Genomic DNA, 16,275 nt, shown 5'->3' with positions numbered 1-16,275 from the left:
CAGGTAATATCGGGCGGGCGGGGTTCAACCGCCTCCGGGCAGGCGATCGGCGATGAGATCGGTAAAGTCTTCGGGAGCGCGCAGCGCGTCAATGTCGGCGGGCGTGATGGTGACGCCCCATTTCGCCATCGCCGCATAACGTGGTTGGCGGTGCGACAGGGCGGCGGCATAGGTCCAGCGGATGAAGTCGTCGGGGTTCACCGCGCCCTCAGTAATATTCTTTTCGGCCAGATAGTCGGCCCATGCGCGGGCGAGGAAGCCGGGCTGATAGGCCATGGGTTTCGGCGCCTTGTCAAAGCGGCGGATCAGCTCCTGGGTATGGGCCTCGTCGCCCTTGATCCAGACCAGCAGGCATTCGTCGGAGAGTTGCCGCAGCAGCGGGTCGTTCGGGTCTTCGGGATCGACCCATTCGCAGATCGACCCACCGGTGTCGCAGATGAAATGCGGGTAGCCATAAAGCTGCTCGGCCCGGGTGGCGAAATAGGCGGTGTCTTGCAGCGCGTTGATCTCGGCCCGGCGAAAGGCCTCTTGCCGCTTGGCATATTCGGCCATGGGCAGGCCGCCACGGTCCGGATCGCCCGGTTTGCCCAGCCATGTGGCCACGGGCGAGAGGTTGTCGAAGGTGATGTTCGACCCGATGTAGATACTGTCGCTCAACAGCAGGTCGCGCAGGAAGGGCACTTTCATCGCCTCGGCCTTGGCGTTGTCGGCAATCAACTCGCCCAGATAGCGGGTGCCGATGCGGTAATCGATGGAGTAGTGAAACCAGTCGCCACTGTCGCGCAGCATGCTGGCAAGATGGGTCTTGCCAAGACCCGACATGCCAAAGATCAGCACCTTGCGGCGCGGGGCAGCGCGCCAGTCTTCAGCCGTGGGATAGAGCATAGTTCACCGAGGGTTACGAGGTTCGTTTCCCCTGACTACCCCAGGCTTTCACCAGACGCCAGATGCGGCCATCAAGCACCAGCAGACCAAGCGCCAAGAGCACAAAGCCGGCATAGGCGGCGGGGCGCAGGGTCTCGTCGCGCAGCCAAGCGCCAAGCAGGATCGCCACGGGGGCAACCAGCAGCGTGACCAGCATCAGATTGCTGCTGCCCGCCATCGCCAGCACGCGGTAATAGAGCAGATAGGCCAGCGCCGTGGCGGCCAGCGCGTAATAGGCGATGGCGGTGAGCGTGGCGGGGGCGAGGTCCAGCGTCAGCGGGCCTTCGACAACCCACGCCAGCGGCAGCATGATCAGCGTGGCCCCGGTAAGCATCCCGGCGGCAGCGAGCTGTGGCGGCTGGCCCGCGAAATGTTTGCGCGCCCAGACCCCGGCCATCGCGTAGGACATCGCCCCGCCCAGCACCGCAAGCTGTGCGAGGCTGCCGATGTCGAGATTCTTGAGGTTTTCCAGACCGATGGCGGTGGTGACCCCGGCAAAACCGAGGCAGACGCCAAGGGCCTTGCGCGGGGTGATGCGCTCGTCGGCGAGGAAGATGGCGGCGGCCAGCACGCCGAAGATCGCGGTGGCGGCGTTGAGGATGGACGTGAGCCCCGAGGGGATGTGCAACTGCCCCCAGGCCATGAGCGAAAAGGGGATCACGTTGTTCAAGAGCCCCATGACCAGAAAGGCCCCCCAGATGCGCGGCGCGCGCGGCAGCGGCAGGCGCATCAACAGCACCGCCCCCCAGAGCACCAGCATCGCCCAGAAGACGCGGTGCGCCACCGAAGTGAGCGGGCCGACTTCATCGAGCGCCACGCGCACGGCGACAAAGGATGCGCCCCAGAGCAGGGCCAAGAGTCCCATTTCAAGCCAAGCGCGGGGGGAGATGGTTTTCTGTGTGATCATGGGTTTGGTGTAGGCGCAAATCTGGCATCCCGCGACCCGAAAGATGCGCATGCATAAAAAACGCCGCCCGGCGGACCGGACGGCGTGGCAAATCCCTGGAGGGGGGATCAGAAGGTGAAGCCGACCTTGACGCCGAAGGCGACGGCGTCGTTGTCTTCGAAGTTGGCCGCCGGGGCCGCGCCGGGGATCGCTGTCTGCGCATCGCCGATGTTCACATAGCGGATGCCGGAGGTGATCTTCATATTGTCACGGGTATAGACCGCCGCCAGTGCGAGGCTTTTGTTGCCATCGGTCGGGCCAAGGTTGGAGGCGAAACCGCCGTTGGATTTCTCATAGCCCACCGAGGCAGAGACCGACCATGTGTCGCTCAGGCGGCGGCCAACGCCGAGAGAATAGGTGAAGACGTCGTCGTCATAGCTGACCAGCGAGCCGCCGCCCGTGAGAGTGCCGTAGTTCGCGGGCGAAATGTCGAAGTCCGACCAATCGACCCAGCGGACCCCGCCGAAGAGCAGCGTGTCTGCGGCGATGCCGGTCTGAAATTCGAGGTTCACCGATTGCGGCGTCTCGATATCGGTGGTCGACCGGTTGGGGCCGCCAAGCACCGAGTTTTCAGTGGTATCCACGTCATGCTTGATCTTGGAGTTGTAGGTCAGCGAGACCCGCATCGCGATCTCGGGCTTTTCATAGGCGAAGCCGAGGGCATAGCCGACCCCGGTATCGCGGTCGCCGTCCACACGATAGGGCGCTCCGGCGAATGGACCGGCTGATCCCGTAACGAATGGAACGGCGGCGGTGGCTTCGATGGTCTGGATGCGGATGCCGCCGTGAACGCTGAAGTTGTTCGGCATCTTGTAGCGCAGCAGCCCGGTCAGCGCATGGCTGTCGAGATCGGCCTGCGACCCTTGGGCATAATAGTTGGTGCCGGTCGGGTAATCGACATCCGCGCCAAAGGGCTGGTCATAGATGACCGCATAGGACAGGCGGTCGTTGATGTCGGCTTTGTAGGCGGCACCGAATTGCATGTAGCTCGATGTCATGTCACCGGAATCGAAACCGCCGAGCGCCGCGACAGCGGTGCCGCTCGTGTCGGGCGAAATCGCGCCAAAGGTAAACTCGGCATATCGCCCGCTTTCAAACAACGCGTTGATGGACTGGCCAGAGCGGTCGATGCCGCCGGCTTGGACCATTGCAGTCGATGCCAAAAGCGCCGGGATGGCCAGAAAATGCGGTCTCATAAGTATCCTCCCAAAGACTTCTGCGCAGACCCTCCTCCGCGCAGGTTGAGTGCATGTAAGCAACAGGGGATGCGCCCGGTCAATTGCTGACCTAAGGTCACGCCGGGCTCAGGGAGCCGAGGCGGCCTTGTTGCGTGTTTCATGCCACAGATTGAGATAGTTCCCGGTAAAGATCACCGCCGCCCCGATAAAGACCCAAACATCCAGCGCTTCGGCGTAAAGCAACATGCCGATGATCGCGATGACCGGCAGGCGCACGAAATCGATCGGCACCACCACCATGGCCGGGGCCAAGCTCAGCGCATTGGTCAGGCAGTAATGCGCCAAGAGGCCGCAGCCCCCCACCAGCGCAAGGAAAGGCAGGCTGGCCGCGTCGGGCGGCATAATATCACCATCGTATCCAGCGGTTAACAGGCCAAAGACAAGCTGCGTGGTGGTCAGGTAGAACAGGATCGTGGTGATGCCCTGGGTGCGGGTGAGACGTTTGGTCAGCACATTGGTCAGGGCAAAGAACACCGCGCAACTGGTCGCGGCGATAATGCCAAGATTCAGGTTGCCGATGTCGGGGCGGGCAACGATCAATATGCCGATGAACCCCATCAGCGCCGCCAGCGCGCGCATCGCGGTGAGCCGTTCGCCCAGCAGGAAAATCGACAGGACAACCACCCAGAGCGGCGAGGTGAACTCCATCGCAAAGACCTGCGCAAGCGGGATCAATGTCACCGCTAGAAACCACAGATTCTGGCCGATGAAATGCGCCATATTGCGCAAAAGTTGCAATCCAAGGTTGCGGGTGTTGATCTGCCGCCATGCGCCGCTGACCCCGGCGATCGACAGGACCACGATGACGCCAAAGGCGCTGCGGTACATCATGATCTCAAAAGTATCGTAGCGCCCCGACAATTCGCGCCCCGCCACCGCCATGGCCGAAAAAGAGGCGATGGAGCCAATCATCCAGAGGGCAGCGCGGAGGGTCGGCGTCATGGGGTTTCCGTTTATCTGAAGTCGCGTGTGATCCCGGCGGTAAAGTGCGGCGCGCCGATCTCTCGGTGCGGGTCAGATATGCTTGAAGGTCCGGTGCCTGCGCGGCGGAGTCTAGGCCGCGCGGTGCGGGTGGCCGCGAAGGGCCACCCTGAAGTTTATTCCCACTCGATGGTGCCCGGAGGTTTCGAGGTGATGTCATAGGTGACGCGGTTGATGCCCGGCACCTCATTGATGATCCGCGTGGCGGTCTCGCCCAGAAACTCATGGCTGAAGGGGTAGTAATCCGCCGTCATGCCATCCACGGAGGTCACCGCACGCAGGGCGCAGGCGAAGTCATAGGTGCGACCATCGCCCATCACGCCCACGGTGCGCACCGGCAGGATCGCGACGAAAGCCTGCCAGATGTCGTCATAGAGCCCGTGACGGCGGATCTGGTCGATATAGACCGCATCGGCCTCGCGCAGGATGTCGAGCTTCTCGCGGGTGATCTCACCGGGGCAGCGGATCGCAAGGCCCGGCCCGGGGAAGGGGTGACGACCGATGAAGCTCGGCGGCAGGCCCAGCTCACGGCCCAGCTCGCGCACCTCGTCCTTGAAAAGCTCGCGCAGCGGTTCGACCAGTTTCAGGCCCATCTTCTCAGGCAGGCCACCGACGTTATGGTGGCTCTTGATCGTCACCGAAGGCCCGCCGGAGAAGGAGACGCTTTCGATCACGTCGGGGTAGAGCGTGCCTTGGGCAAGGAAGGTCGCGTCGCCCACTTCCTTCGCGTGTTTCTGGAACACGTCGATGAAGAGTTTGCCGATGATCTTGCGCTTGGTCTCGGGGTCGGAGACACCGTCGAGTTCGCCAAGGAAGAGTTCTTGCTCATCCGCGTGGATCAGCGGCATGTTGTAATGATCGCGGAACATGGTGACGACCTCTTCGGCCTCACCCTTGCGCAGCAACCCATGATCAACAAAGACGCAGGTGAGCTGGTCGCCGATCGCCTCATGGATCAGCACGGCAGCCACGGAGCTGTCGACACCGCCCGAAAGGCCACAGATCACCTTCTGGTCGCCAACCTGCTCACGGATCGCGGCAATGGCTTCCTCACGGTAGGCGCTCATGGTCCAGTCGCCCTTGAAGCCCGCCAGCCGCACGAAGTTCTCGTACAGACGAGGGCCGTTGGGGGTGTGATGCACCTCGGGGTGAAACTGCACGGCGTAGAAATGACGCTCAACATCGGCGGTAATGGCGAAGGGCGCGTTGGGGGAGGTGCCATAGACCTCGAACCCCGGGGCGATCTTGCTGACGTGATCACCGTGGCTCATCCAGACCTGTTCGCGGTCGGTGGCGAACCAGCCTTCGAGCAGATCAAGCTGTTGCCCGGTGGGGGTCACGAAGGCCCGGCCAAATTCGGCGGTGCCGTGGCCGCGCTCCACATGACCGCCAAGGCAGTGCATCATGACTTGCTGGCCATAGCAGATGCCAAGGATCGGCACGCCCAGTTCAAAGACCGATTGCGGCGGACGCGGGGCGCCTTCGGCAAAGACAGAGGACGGGCCACCTGACAGGATCACCGCCTTGGGCGCGAAATCCTGAAGGAAAGCATCGTCCACCGTGTTGAACGGGTGGATTTCGCAATAGACATTCAGCTCTCGCAGGCGGCGCGCGATAAGCTGCGTGACCTGGCTGCCGAAGTCGATGATGAGAAGGCGGTCATGGGTGATATCTGTCATGGGGCCGTGATTAGGCCCGTGCGCGCGCGCTGGCAAGCCTCAAGCACGCTCTCTGCGCGCGGCTGCGGCGAATAATCCCGGCCCTTGGCGTAACGGGACGCCGCGATGTCGCTTTTTGCCGCTAGGGGGCGTTATCCGCGCGAAGGGGGCGCCGGGAATGGGGTAGTGACAGGCAAGACTTGGCGAAGGGATATCAGCATGGCGGAATCAGCACGGCGAACGCGCGGCGGCGGTGGAGCGGCACGGCGGGCAGCACGCTCGGCGGTGTCATTCGAAACAGCGCGCTATATCGAGCGGAATATCCCGAACTTCGAAGTGCTGACCGAAGAAGCGCTGGAAATCATCGAGCATAACGCCGACACCGTGCTCGAAGAGATTGGTGTGAACTTCCCCGACAACCCCGAGGCATTGGCGCTGTGGCGTGACGCCGGCGCCGATGTGCAGGGAGACCGGGTGCGCATCCCGCGCGGTCTGGCACGCAAACTGTGCTCCACCGCGCCCTCGACGATTACCCAAGTGGCGCGGAACCGGGAGCGCGATGTTGTGATCGGGGGCAAGAGCCTTGTCCTCGCCCCCGTCTACGGCCCGCCCTTCGTGCGCGATGCTGCCGGGGGGCGGCGCTATGCCACGATGGCGGATTTCGAGAAGTTCGTGAAGCTGGGCTATATGTCGAAATGGCTGCACCACTCGGGGGGGACGGTATGTGAGCCGACCGACATCCCGGTGAACAAACGCCACCTCGACATGCTGCACGCACATATGACGCTGAGCGACAAACCCTTCATGGGTTCGGTGACCGAGCCCAGCCGGGCGCAGGATTCCGTCGATATGTGCGGGGTGCTCTTTGGCAAGGACTTCGTGCAGGAAAACACGGTGATGACCTCGCTCATCAACATCAACTCGCCGATGACATTTGATGACGTGATGATGGGCTCGCTCAAGGTTTATGCCGAGAACAATCAGGCCTGCATCATCTCACCCTTCATCGTCGGTGGGGCGATGGCACCGGTGAGTGTCGCAGGGACGCTGACACAGGTGCTGGCCGAAACGCTGGCCGGCATCGCCTATAGCCAGTTGGTCCGCCCCGGTGCGCCTGTCATCATGGGGGCTTTCGTGACCTCCATCGACATGAACAGCGGCGCGCCGACCTTTGGCACGCCGGAGGCCGCGCATATCACCTATGGCGCTGGGCAATTGGCACGTCGGCTCAAGCTGCCGTACCGCAGCGCCGGGTCGTTCAATGGCTCGAAACTGCCCGATGCGCAGGCGGCCTACGAGTCCTCGAACAGTCTGAACATGGGGCTGCTCTCGGGCGTGAATTTCATGCTGCACGCCTGTGGCTGGCTGGAAGGCGGGCTTGTGTCTTCTTTCGAGAAATTCGTCATGGACGCCGACCAGCTTGGCACGCTGCATCACCTCGCCCGGGGGGTGGAGATGGACGAGAACGCCCAAGCGATGGATGCGATCCGCGAGGTCGGGCCGGGGGGGCATTACCTTGGCTGCGTGCATACCCAGAACAACTTCCGCGATGCGTTCTGGAAGTCGGACCTGTTGGACTACAAACCCTTTGAGACATGGTCAGACGAGGGCGCGCGCGATACGCAAACACTGGCCACCGCGCGGGTCGAGAAGATGCTGGCAGACTATCAGCAACCCGCGCTCGATCCGGCCATTCGTGAGGCGTTGGACGCCTTTGTGGCAGAGCGCAAAGCGGCGGAACCCGACAGCTTTACGTAAACGCGCTGGGGGCGATCACCCCGCTGGCGCGGGTTCTGTCGCTGCTCTGAGAAAACGGGCTTCGCCCACCATGGCGATCAGCACATCGACGTGGCGCAAAAGGCTGTAGCTCGCATCCCCGGCCTGGCGCTGGGTGTTCAGCTCGGTCTCGATCTCGATCAGTTTGAGCAGCGCGGTGCCGTGGCGCGGCAGCAGGCCAAAGCCCAGAATACGCGGCAGATGGGTGGCGCGGCGGTACTCTTCCGCGCCGATCCTCGCGGCCCGCATCAGCAGGCGCGGGCGGTGCAGTTTGTTGAGCATGGATAGCAGATCTTGCATGGCAGACACTCCTTGGGGCGGGGTGGGGAATCACCCCGAGAGCCAAAGTCTGTCACAACTTTTCCGGGTGTTGCGCGAGGCGCACTCACGCCGCACGGCGGTGTCACGGCTGTTTATCTTTTGGAAACAATGATGCCCGAACCAGCTAATTTTAACCAACGGGTAACCAAAGGATTCATACTTTGTGAATAATTCTGGGGATAACTCCCCGGTTTGGGCCCGCCAAACATGGAAGTGGCAGTCAATTGAAGGCGCATTATCACACCGATCAAACCCTATTGCCGGGATGGGTGCCGGATGGGGCGCTGCATTATCTCGCACATACCGAAGCGGGCGCCCCCATTCGGGCGCTTGCGCGTAAAGCGGGGTGCCATGCGTCGACAATCATGCGCCAGATCAGACGTATCGAAACCCGGCGGGATGATCCGTTGGTCGATGCGGCGCTGCGCAGGCTCGGGGCGCTGCGGCCTGCGTTTCAAAACACTGCCCTTCCCGCAGCAGGAAAGGCCGCCACAATGCAGAAATCCCCCGCACTTCCAGATGAGGAAACCTTTGCCGTCGAAGCGCTCCGGGTGCTGCGCCGGTTGCGAGAGACCGGCGCGGTATTGGCCGTGGCCGAGGGGATGGAGAAGGCGGTGGTCGTGCGCGAGAGCGACAGCGGCCCCGGCGCGCGCACGGCGGTGGTGGATGCCGCCGTGGCGCAGGCGATGGCGCTGAAGGATTGGATCACGCCCGGCCCCGCCGGGCGCGTCACACGCTACCGTATCACCAACGCAGGCCGTGGCGCCTTGCGCAAACTGGCCGAGGAACAGGGCACCCCCGAAGGGCCGGGCGGCTTTGCCGAGGAACAGGCGGGTTTTGCGGGGTTGGACGCGGAACCGGCGCTGCCAGAGGCGGAGACCCCGCGCAGCCGCAGCCGCTATCACCTGTCAGAAAGCCCGCTTACAGCGCTCGCCCGGCGGCGCGACAAAAACGGCGCGCCGTTTCTCGACGCGGCGCTTGTCCATGCCGGTGAGCAATTGCGCGAGGATTTCGAGCTGGCCCAGATGGGCGCACAGGTCGGGCAGAACTGGGATCATTTCCTGACCCCGGGCACAGCGACCACGGCGCGGGGCGGTCATGCGGGGGTGATGGCGGCCTCGGCGGCGCGCAAGCGGGTGGGGGACGCCATGGCCGAGCTTGGCCCCGGCCTGTCGGATGTGGTGCTGCGCTGCTGTTGCTATCTCGAAGGGTTGGAGACCACGGAAAAACGGCTCGGCTGGTCGGCGCGGTCGGGCAAGATCGTGCTGCGCATCGCGCTGATCCGGCTGAAACGCCACTATGATGAGACCGTGGGGCCGGGTGGCCCGATGATCGGCTAAGGCAAAAGGCGGCGGGCACGATTGCCCGCCGCTCTGCGTTCATTCAGCGACTTGCGTCGGCGTCTCATCGGTCACCGAGATCGCCACCGCGTCTTTCTCCCCCGCCGCGCGGACACCGGCGGCGTAATCGGGGTGCACTTTCTCAAGCACCGCATACCAGCGTTCCTTTACCGCTTGCGAACAGGGGGCCATGGCGCCCGCCATATTCGCATGCAGACGGTCACGCTGCGCTTGGTCAAAGACCTCAAGGTAGAGCTTGCGCGGCTGGATGTAATCGGCGTCCGCTTCCTCCTGAACATAGCGATCCGCATCGCCCGAGATGCGCAGCGGCGGTTCTTGCACCGAGGGGTCGGGGCGGGCCGACTCTTCATATTGGTTCGGCTCGTAATAGGCATCCGGATGGCCGGTCTGCTGCGGGAAGAACCGCATCAACCCGTCCTTGTGGTAGTGATGCATCGGCGCGGCCTTGGGCGCGTTGACCGGCAGCGCTTCGTAATGCGTGCCCAGACGGTAGCGGTGCGCGTCGGCATAGGAAAACACCCGCGCTTGCAGCATCTTATCGGGCGAGAAGCCAATGCCGGGGATCTTGTTCGAGGGCGAATAGGCGGCGTTTTCGATGCTCTGGAAGTAGTTGTCGGGGTTGCGGTTGAACTCCAACATGCCGACCGGGATCAGCGGGTAGTCGGCATGGGGCCAAACCTTGGTCAGGTCAAAGGGGTTGAAGCCGCAGGTCTCCGCCTCTTCTTCGGGCATGACTTGGATGTTCAGCTCCCACTTCGGATAGTCGCCGCCTTCGATCGCGTTGAAGAGATCTTCTTGGAAGTTCTCGCGCGTCTCACCGATCAGCCGTTCGGCGTCTTCATTGCTGCGGTTGCGGATTTCCTGCTGACAGCGGAAGTGGAATTTGACCCAATGCCGCTCGCCCTTGGCGTTCCACATCGAATAGGTGTGGCTGCCGTAGCCATGCATATGCATCGGGTTCACCGGGATGCCGCGGTCCGACATCAGGATGGTGACCTGATGCACCGATTCAGGCTGCGCGGCCCAGAAGTCGAACATCGCCTCGGGCGAGCGCAGATTGGTGCGCGGGTGGCGTTTTTGGGTGCGGATGAAGTCCGGGAACTTATAAGCATCGCGGACAAAGAAGATCGGGGTGTTGTTGCCCACGACGTCCCAGTTGCCTTCTTCGGTGTAGAATTTCACCGAGAAGCCGCGCACATCACGCTCGCTGTCGGCGGCGCCAAGCTCCCCCGCCACGGTGGACCAGCGCGACAGGATTTCGCAGGTCTTGCCGACTTCGGAAAAGATCGCGGCACAGCTGTAGTCGCTGATGTCATGGGTGACGGTGAAGGTGCCTTCGGCGCCCCAGCCCTTGGCGTGAACGGCACGTTCGGGGATGCGCTCGCGGTTCTGATGGGCGAGCTTTTCGATCAGCTGGTAATCGTCAAGCAGGACCGGGCCACGGCTGCCGGCGGTCTTGCTGGTGTCGTTGGTCGGCATCGGCGCGCCGGCGGTGGTGGTCAGACGTTTGCTCATGTCGGGGTCCCCTCTGGTTTGTCTAAGAGAAGGATGGCCGATCAGCGTGATAATTTCCAATTGCAGTTTTATACCGCTTCGATAGGTAAAGGTTATGCGCTTTACGCTAAAACAATTGGAATATTTTCGCGCCCTCGCCACGCTGGGCAATTTTGGCCGCGCGGCGGAGGCCTGCCACATCTCGCAGCCGGCCCTCTCGGTGCAAATCCGAACCTTGGAACAGAGCCTTGGCGGGCGGTTAATCGAGCGGCAGAGCCGCGCTTCGGTCTTGACCCCGCTGGGCCGGGAGGTGCTGGCGCGGGCGGAGGATATCCTGCGCCAAGCCCGGCTGCTGGAGGCCACGGCGCGGGCCCAGGTCGGGCTGTCGGGGACGCTGAACCTCGGCCTGATCCCCACCATCGCGCCCTATCTGCTGCCCGGCGTGCTCGCCGCGCTGCGGGCGCAGGACATTTCGCTGCGGGTGGAGGTGCGCGAGGCGCAGACGGAGGCTCTGCTGGCCGATCTGCGCAGTGGCGCGCTGGATGCCGCGGTGATGGCTCTGCCGTCGGGAGAGGCCGATATGGCCAAGACGCCCCTCTTCGAGGACCGTTTTCTGCTGGCCGGATCCGCCGAGCGCATGGCCGGGCCGATGGTCACCCGACCGACCGATCTGGCGCGCACCCCTTTGATGTTGCTCGAAGATGGGCATTGCCTCACGGATCAGGCGCTCGAGGTCTGCCAGCGCGACCGTACCCAGGCGGGGATTCACACCGGCGCCTCCTCATTGGCGACGCTGTCGCGGCTGGTCGAAGCGGGGTTTGGCATGACATTGATGCCCGAGATCGCGGCGCGCACGGAGTTGGACGCGGCTCCGGGCTTGCGGTTGCACCGTTTCGCCGCGCCGGAACCTGCGCGGCAGATCGGGCTGCTGCGCCGTGCCGGCACGCCCGCAGACGGCTGGGTCACGCAGTTGACGGAGATATTGAAGGAAGTGGGGCAGGGAGTGACCGAAGAGACGCGCCGCCTGTTCTAGCGGCGGTAGCGGTCAGGGGATCAGGCCAATCTGGCCTGATCTGAGCGTCAAAGCAGGCTTAGGCCGCTTCAGTCTTACGCGCATTGGCAAGGTATTCCAGCACGTTTTCCGGGCTGGAGACGCCGTAAGGGTCTTCGCTGTGGTTGTCGCAGATGCCGGGCTCTTCGAACCATGCTTCGATCTTGCCATCGTTGATGATGGCCGCATAGCGCCAGCTGCGCGCGCCGAAGCCGAGGTTGTCTTTCGCCACCAGCATGCCCATGCGGCGGGTGAACTCGCCCGAACCGTCCGGGATCACGTCGATGTTCTCGACGCCCTGCATCTCTTTCCACTTGTTCATGACAAAGCTGTCATTGACCGACAGGCAGTAGATCGCGTCGATGCCCTGCTCTTGGAAAGCGGCAAAGTTGTTCTCGAAACCGGGCAGCTGGTAGGTGCTGCATGTCGGTGTGAAGGCACCGGGAAGGGAGAACAGGACGACGCGCTTGCCCTTGAAGAAATCATCGCTGGTCTTGTCTTCCCAGCGGAAGGGGTTGTCGCCCCCGATGCTTTCATCGCGCACGCGCGTTTTGAAGGTGACGTTGGGAACTTGAATACCGGGTTTCATCGCGTCTCTCTTTCTCGAATTGGATTCTTCATGGCGTGGTAGCGGATATAAGAAGGGTCTTCAACTTTCGCAATGCTGCAACTGCACGGTTCACGGCCCGCGACGTAAAACCGCATGAGAACAGCGGGATAGGGGGTTGCGGCAGATGCATGACTGCGTTGCGGGGGCAATTATCGGTGCTGGTGGTCATCGGCCCGGTGACTATGATAGAGAGACTGCGACACAATGATCAGAGGCATGCCATGCGCGATCTGAAGATACCCGAACAGCGCCACCCCGAAAAAGCGCGCAAACCCGACAATGCCCAGCCGAAAAAGCCAAGCTGGATCCGGGTGAAGGCCCCCGGTGGCAAAGGCTATGCCGAGACCGCGCGGATCATGCGGGACAACAAGCTGGTCACGGTCTGCGAAGAGGCGGGCTGCCCGAACGTTGGCGAATGCTGGTCGCAGGGCCATGCCACGATGATGATCATGGGCGAGGTCTGCACCCGCGCCTGTACCTTCTGCAACATCGCCACCGGCAAGCCGCCCGAAGCGCTCGATGTTTTCGAGCCGGGCCGGGTTGCCGATGCGGTGGCAAAACTGGGGCTGAACCATGTGGTGATCACCTCTGTGGACCGCGATGACATCAAGGACGGCGGCGCCGAGCATTTCGCCCAGACGATCCGCGCCGTGCGTCACCGCAGCCCCGGCACCACGATCGAAATTCTGACGCCGGATTTCATTCGTTGTGACCCTTCGGTGCTGGAGCAGGTGGTCGAGGCGCGCCCGGATGTGTTCAACCACAATCTTGAGACGGTGCCGGGCCTCTACCCGGAGGTGCGCCCCGGGGCGCGTTACTTCCATTCCCTGCGGCTGTTGCAGCGGGTGAAGGAGCTGGACCCCTCGATGTTCACCAAATCGGGCATCATGGTGGGGCTGGGCGAAGACCGGCAGGCGGTCATTCAGGTGATGGAAGACATGCGCGCCGCCGACATCGACTTCCTGACCATTGGCCAATACCTGCAACCGACGCCGAAACACCATGCGCTGGACCGTTTCGTGACGCCGGAAGAGTTCGCCTCCTATGAGAAAGCGGCCTATGGCAAAGGCTTCCTGATGGTTTCGGCCACGCCGCTGACGCGCTCGTCCTACCACGCGGGTGCGGATTTCGCGCGGCTGCGCGAGGCGCGCAATCGCAAGCTGGGGCTGGCGTGAGCAAGCGGCCCGGCGTCAACTGCCGGGCAGCGCCTTGAGATAGGCCGCGATGGCGTCGCGGTCGCTTTCGGGCAATTGCGCGAGGTTGCGGACCACCTCCGCCATCTCGCCGCCTGCGCTGTCATAGTCGGGGGTGAAGCCCGAGGTGAAATAGGCCACCAGATCGGCCTTTGACCAATCGAGTTGCGCCGGCGTGATGCCGGGTATCTTGCCCTTGCCCGACGGGTTCGGCGCCCCGGTCAGCCAGGCGCTGCGGTCCAGCGCGCCCAAAGCGTTGCGCGGCGTGTGACATTCGCCGCAATGGGCCAGCCCCTCGGCCAGATAGCGCCCGCGTTCGACCTGCGCATCCGGCGCATCGGCCAGGACGTAGTCATCCTTGGCAAAGAGCAGCTTCCAGGCACCAAGCCCGCGGCGGATGTTAAAGGGGAAGCCCACGTCATGCGCTTTGCTGACGCTGTCGCTGGCAGGCAGGCTTTGTATAAAGGCAAAGAGATCCGCCACATCCTGCGGCGCAAGATGGTGATAGGCGGTATAGGGAAAGGCGGGGTAGTAATGCTGCCCCCCGGGGGAGACGCCCTGCGTGACCGCGCGCGCGAACTCCGGCAAGCTCCAATCGCCGATGCCGTGCTCCGGATCGGGGGAGATATTGGGCGCGTAGAACGTGCCGAAATCGCTGGCGAAGGGCAGCCCGCCCGCCAGCACCAAACGGTCTTCGCCCTCGCTCTCCGGCGCGGCATGGCAGGAGACACAGCCGCCCGCCGCAAAGATCAGCGCCCCGGCCTCGGGGTCGGCGGTCAGACCCTCGGCATAATCGGGATCAAGCGGTTCGGGCCGGGTCAAAGCCCAGCCCGCGGCCGCGCCAAGAACGGCGCAGCCGAGCACGACAGTTACAATAAGGCGCAAGGTTTAGTCCTTGGGCACGCGGTAGTCATCATGGCAGGCGCCGCAGGCTTTGCCGAGCCCGTTCATCCCCGCTCTGAGCGCGTCAAGATCCGTGCCTGCGGTGTCGATCATCTCGGCACTGGTGGTGCGCAGGTTTTCCAGCGCTTTGCCGAAACCGTCCATATCGCTCCAGATTTCAGGCTTCGCGCGGGAGCCTTCCACAGCGCCTTCTTCGGTGCCTTCGAGCCAGAGGCTGGCGGGGTCGAGCCCGGCGGCGGCATGTAGGTTGGATGCCGCGACCTTGGCCATTTCGGCGTCATATTCGGTTTCGCCCTTGGCCATACCGCCCAGAATACCCGTGTGATAAGCGATCAGCTGCATCTGCGCCTGACGGGCTTTCACCGCGGCATTGGCGGCCTTTTCGCTATGGCTTGCCGCGAAACCTGCGGTGGCAATCATCACGGCGCCGAGGCCGATGGCAGTAATGCTTTTGGTCAAATACATGGTTGTCTCCCTTTTCTTGCCGCAGCGTAACACGGGCGGGGCGGCGCGCAAAAAACAAAAATGTGATGAGCGGGCGGGGAGGCGGGCCGCTTAAAACCGGCGCGGCACCCGTTCGGCGGTGGCCCAGTCCGGCCAGTAGCCCAGCCATTCGATCAGGCCGATGGCCAGTGCCGCAAGGATGATGGCAAAGACCAGTATCACCCGGCTCAGCGATGGCGGATTGCGCGCCCAAAGGGACATGCGCATCAGCCAGCGCGGGTCGATCACGTAAAGCGGACCTTGCCGATAAAGGGCAGGTTGCGGTCGCGTTGGGCAAAGTCGATGCCGTAGCCGACGACAAATTCATCCGGAATCTCAAAGCCGGTCCAATCGGCCTTGAGGTCCACCTCGCGCCGGGTGGGTTTGTCGAGCAGAGCAATCGATTTCAACCGCGCAGGCTCGCGCGAGCGCAAGAGGTTGGTGACATGGTGCAGCGTGTGGCCGGTGTCGACGATGTCTTCGACGACGAGCACATCGCGCCCCTCGATCGCGCCGCGCAGATCCTTGAGGATGCGCACCTCGCGGCTGCTTTCCATCGCGTCGCCATAGCTCGACGCCTCCAGGAAATCGACCTCGATCGGCAGGTTCAATTCGCGCACCAGATCGGCGATGAACACGAAGCTGCCGCGCAGAAGACCCACGACGACAAGTTTGTTGGTGCCGTCGAATTCGTCCTGAATTTCGCGGCTCAAATCCTCGATCCGGGCCGCGATGGCCTTGGCCGAGATCATTTCATCGATGACGTAAGGCCGTTGTGCCATGGTTTGCCCTTGAATCTGCGGGATCGAACAGTGAGATAGGGGGTAACCCGCAATGTAACGGAACGCAATGCCCACCCATTCTGAGACCCGCCAACTGCCCTATACCGCGCAACAGATGTATGATCTGGTCGCCGATGTGGGGCGCTACCCTGACTTCCTGCCCTGGACCGCCGCCGCGCGCATTCGCAGCGACGAGGACCGCGGCGACCATCGGGTGATGGAGGCCGATCTGGTGATCTCCTTCAAGGTGTTCCGCGAGCGTTTCACCAGCCGGGTGGTGCTGTGGCCCGAGGCCAAGAAGATCGACACCGAGTATCTGGACGGGCCGTTCCAATATATGAAATCAAACTGGCATTTTGAGGACAACCTCGAAGGATGCCAGGTGCATTTCTTTGTCGATTTCGAGTTCAAGAATGCGATTCTGCAAAAGATCATTGGCGTGGTGTTCAATGAGGCGATGCAGCGGATCGTGCGGGCTTTCGAAGCGCGGGCGAAGGCGCTTTACGGGCCGCAGGCATAGGTTTTGCCGCCGGCGGGCGTAGGTCTGGCCAAAA

General features: G+C 62.9%; 17 protein-coding genes. 5 read left to right on the top strand and 12 right to left on the bottom strand.

Going from position 1 to position 16,275, the window contains the following annotated elements; genetic code table 11:
* Positions 1–24 precede the first annotated feature (24 nt).
* The 5 genes from AB4M76_RS10815 to guaA all read right to left on the bottom strand — a co-directional run bounded on the left by AB4M76_RS10815 (position 25) and on the right by guaA (position 5,768).
* Entirely contained in the window at positions 25–885 is an 861-nt protein-coding gene (locus AB4M76_RS10815; RefSeq protein ID WP_368441853.1) for an ATPase, read from the bottom strand.
* Positions 886–898: 13 nt separating this feature from the next.
* On the bottom strand, positions 899–1,831 hold the full coding sequence (locus tag AB4M76_RS10810) for a DMT family transporter (protein WP_368441852.1): 933 nt from the start codon (positions 1,829–1,831) through the stop codon (positions 899–901).
* A 107-nt stretch (positions 1,832–1,938) separates the two neighbouring features.
* A complete protein-coding gene (locus AB4M76_RS10805) occupies positions 1,939–3,066 on the bottom strand; it encodes an OmpP1/FadL family transporter (RefSeq protein ID WP_368441851.1) in 1,128 nt (375 codons plus the stop codon).
* A gap of 108 nt (positions 3,067–3,174) precedes the next feature.
* Complete coding sequence (locus tag AB4M76_RS10800; protein WP_368441850.1) at positions 3,175–4,050, bottom strand: DMT family transporter; 876 nt, start codon at positions 4,048–4,050, stop codon at positions 3,175–3,177.
* 155 nt (positions 4,051–4,205) lie between these two features.
* A complete protein-coding gene (gene guaA / locus AB4M76_RS10795) occupies positions 4,206–5,768 on the bottom strand; it encodes a glutamine-hydrolyzing GMP synthase (RefSeq protein WP_368441849.1) in 1,563 nt (520 codons plus the stop codon).
* Positions 5,769–5,966: 198 nt separating this feature from the next.
* On the opposite strand from guaA, the gene AB4M76_RS10790 reads away from it, so the two are divergent.
* Positions 5,967–7,505, top strand: a complete 1,539-nt coding sequence (locus AB4M76_RS10790; RefSeq protein ID WP_368441848.1) for a trimethylamine methyltransferase family protein — start codon at positions 5,967–5,969, stop codon at positions 7,503–7,505.
* 15 nt (positions 7,506–7,520) lie between these two features.
* Here the strand turns inward: AB4M76_RS10790 and AB4M76_RS10785 are convergent, their stop codons facing one another.
* Complete coding sequence (locus tag AB4M76_RS10785) at positions 7,521–7,823, bottom strand: DUF6477 family protein (protein ID WP_368441847.1); 303 nt, start codon at positions 7,821–7,823, stop codon at positions 7,521–7,523.
* Between the two features lie 278 nt (positions 7,824–8,101).
* Between AB4M76_RS10785 and AB4M76_RS10780 the strand changes: the two genes are divergently transcribed.
* Positions 8,102–9,184 (top strand): DUF6456 domain-containing protein, encoded by a 1,083-nt coding sequence (locus tag AB4M76_RS10780; protein WP_368442424.1) that lies wholly within the window; start codon positions 8,102–8,104, stop codon positions 9,182–9,184.
* A gap of 39 nt (positions 9,185–9,223) precedes the next feature.
* On the opposite strand, the gene AB4M76_RS10775 is transcribed toward AB4M76_RS10780, so the two are convergent.
* Positions 9,224–10,720, bottom strand: coding sequence for a catalase (locus tag AB4M76_RS10775; protein WP_368441846.1), 1,497 nt, complete (start codon positions 10,718–10,720; stop codon positions 9,224–9,226).
* Between the two features lie 94 nt (positions 10,721–10,814).
* On the opposite strand from AB4M76_RS10775, the gene AB4M76_RS10770 reads away from it, so the two are divergent.
* Complete coding sequence (locus tag AB4M76_RS10770; RefSeq protein ID WP_368441845.1) at positions 10,815–11,732, top strand: LysR substrate-binding domain-containing protein; 918 nt, start codon at positions 10,815–10,817, stop codon at positions 11,730–11,732.
* A 58-nt stretch (positions 11,733–11,790) separates the two neighbouring features.
* Here AB4M76_RS10770 and AB4M76_RS10765 read toward each other — a convergent pair whose 3' ends face one another.
* A complete protein-coding gene (locus tag AB4M76_RS10765) occupies positions 11,791–12,339 on the bottom strand; it encodes a peroxiredoxin (protein WP_368441844.1) in 549 nt (182 codons plus the stop codon).
* A 242-nt stretch (positions 12,340–12,581) separates the two neighbouring features.
* Here AB4M76_RS10765 and lipA point away from each other — a divergent pair, with 242 nt between their 5' ends.
* Entirely contained in the window at positions 12,582–13,535 is a 954-nt protein-coding gene (gene lipA / locus AB4M76_RS10760; protein ID WP_368441843.1) for a lipoyl synthase, read from the top strand.
* Positions 13,536–13,550: 15 nt separating this feature from the next.
* Here lipA and AB4M76_RS10755 read toward each other — a convergent pair whose 3' ends face one another.
* The 4 genes from AB4M76_RS10755 to hpt all read right to left on the bottom strand — a co-directional run bounded on the left by AB4M76_RS10755 (position 13,551) and on the right by hpt (position 15,721).
* Positions 13,551–14,438, bottom strand: a complete 888-nt coding sequence (locus AB4M76_RS10755; protein WP_368441842.1) for a cytochrome c — start codon at positions 14,436–14,438, stop codon at positions 13,551–13,553.
* Between the two features lie 3 nt (positions 14,439–14,441).
* Positions 14,442–14,921 (bottom strand): cytochrome c, encoded by a 480-nt coding sequence (locus AB4M76_RS10750; protein WP_368441840.1) that lies wholly within the window; start codon positions 14,919–14,921, stop codon positions 14,442–14,444.
* Positions 14,922–15,011: 90 nt separating this feature from the next.
* Positions 15,012–15,188, bottom strand: a complete 177-nt coding sequence (locus AB4M76_RS10745) for a hypothetical protein (RefSeq protein WP_368441839.1) — start codon at positions 15,186–15,188, stop codon at positions 15,012–15,014.
* Positions 15,185–15,721 carry a hypoxanthine phosphoribosyltransferase gene (gene hpt / locus AB4M76_RS10740; RefSeq protein WP_368441838.1) on the bottom strand — a complete coding sequence of 179 codons (537 nt, stop codon included), beginning with the start codon at positions 15,719–15,721 and terminating at the stop codon, positions 15,185–15,187. The genes AB4M76_RS10745 and hpt overlap by 4 nt, the downstream gene beginning before the upstream one ends.
* A 67-nt stretch (positions 15,722–15,788) precedes the next feature.
* Between hpt and AB4M76_RS10735 the strand changes: the two genes are divergently transcribed.
* A complete protein-coding gene (locus AB4M76_RS10735) occupies positions 15,789–16,241 on the top strand; it encodes a type II toxin-antitoxin system RatA family toxin (protein ID WP_368441837.1) in 453 nt (150 codons plus the stop codon).
* The last annotated feature ends 34 nt before the right edge of the window (positions 16,242–16,275 follow it).

Origin of the sequence: Sulfitobacter sp. PS-8MA (assembly GCF_040933935.1) — a bacterium.
In the GTDB taxonomy this organism is placed as follows: domain Bacteria; phylum Pseudomonadota; class Alphaproteobacteria; order Rhodobacterales; family Rhodobacteraceae; genus Sulfitobacter.
Note: the sequence above shows the minus strand (reverse complement) of the source record. Positions and strands in the feature narration are given on the sequence as shown.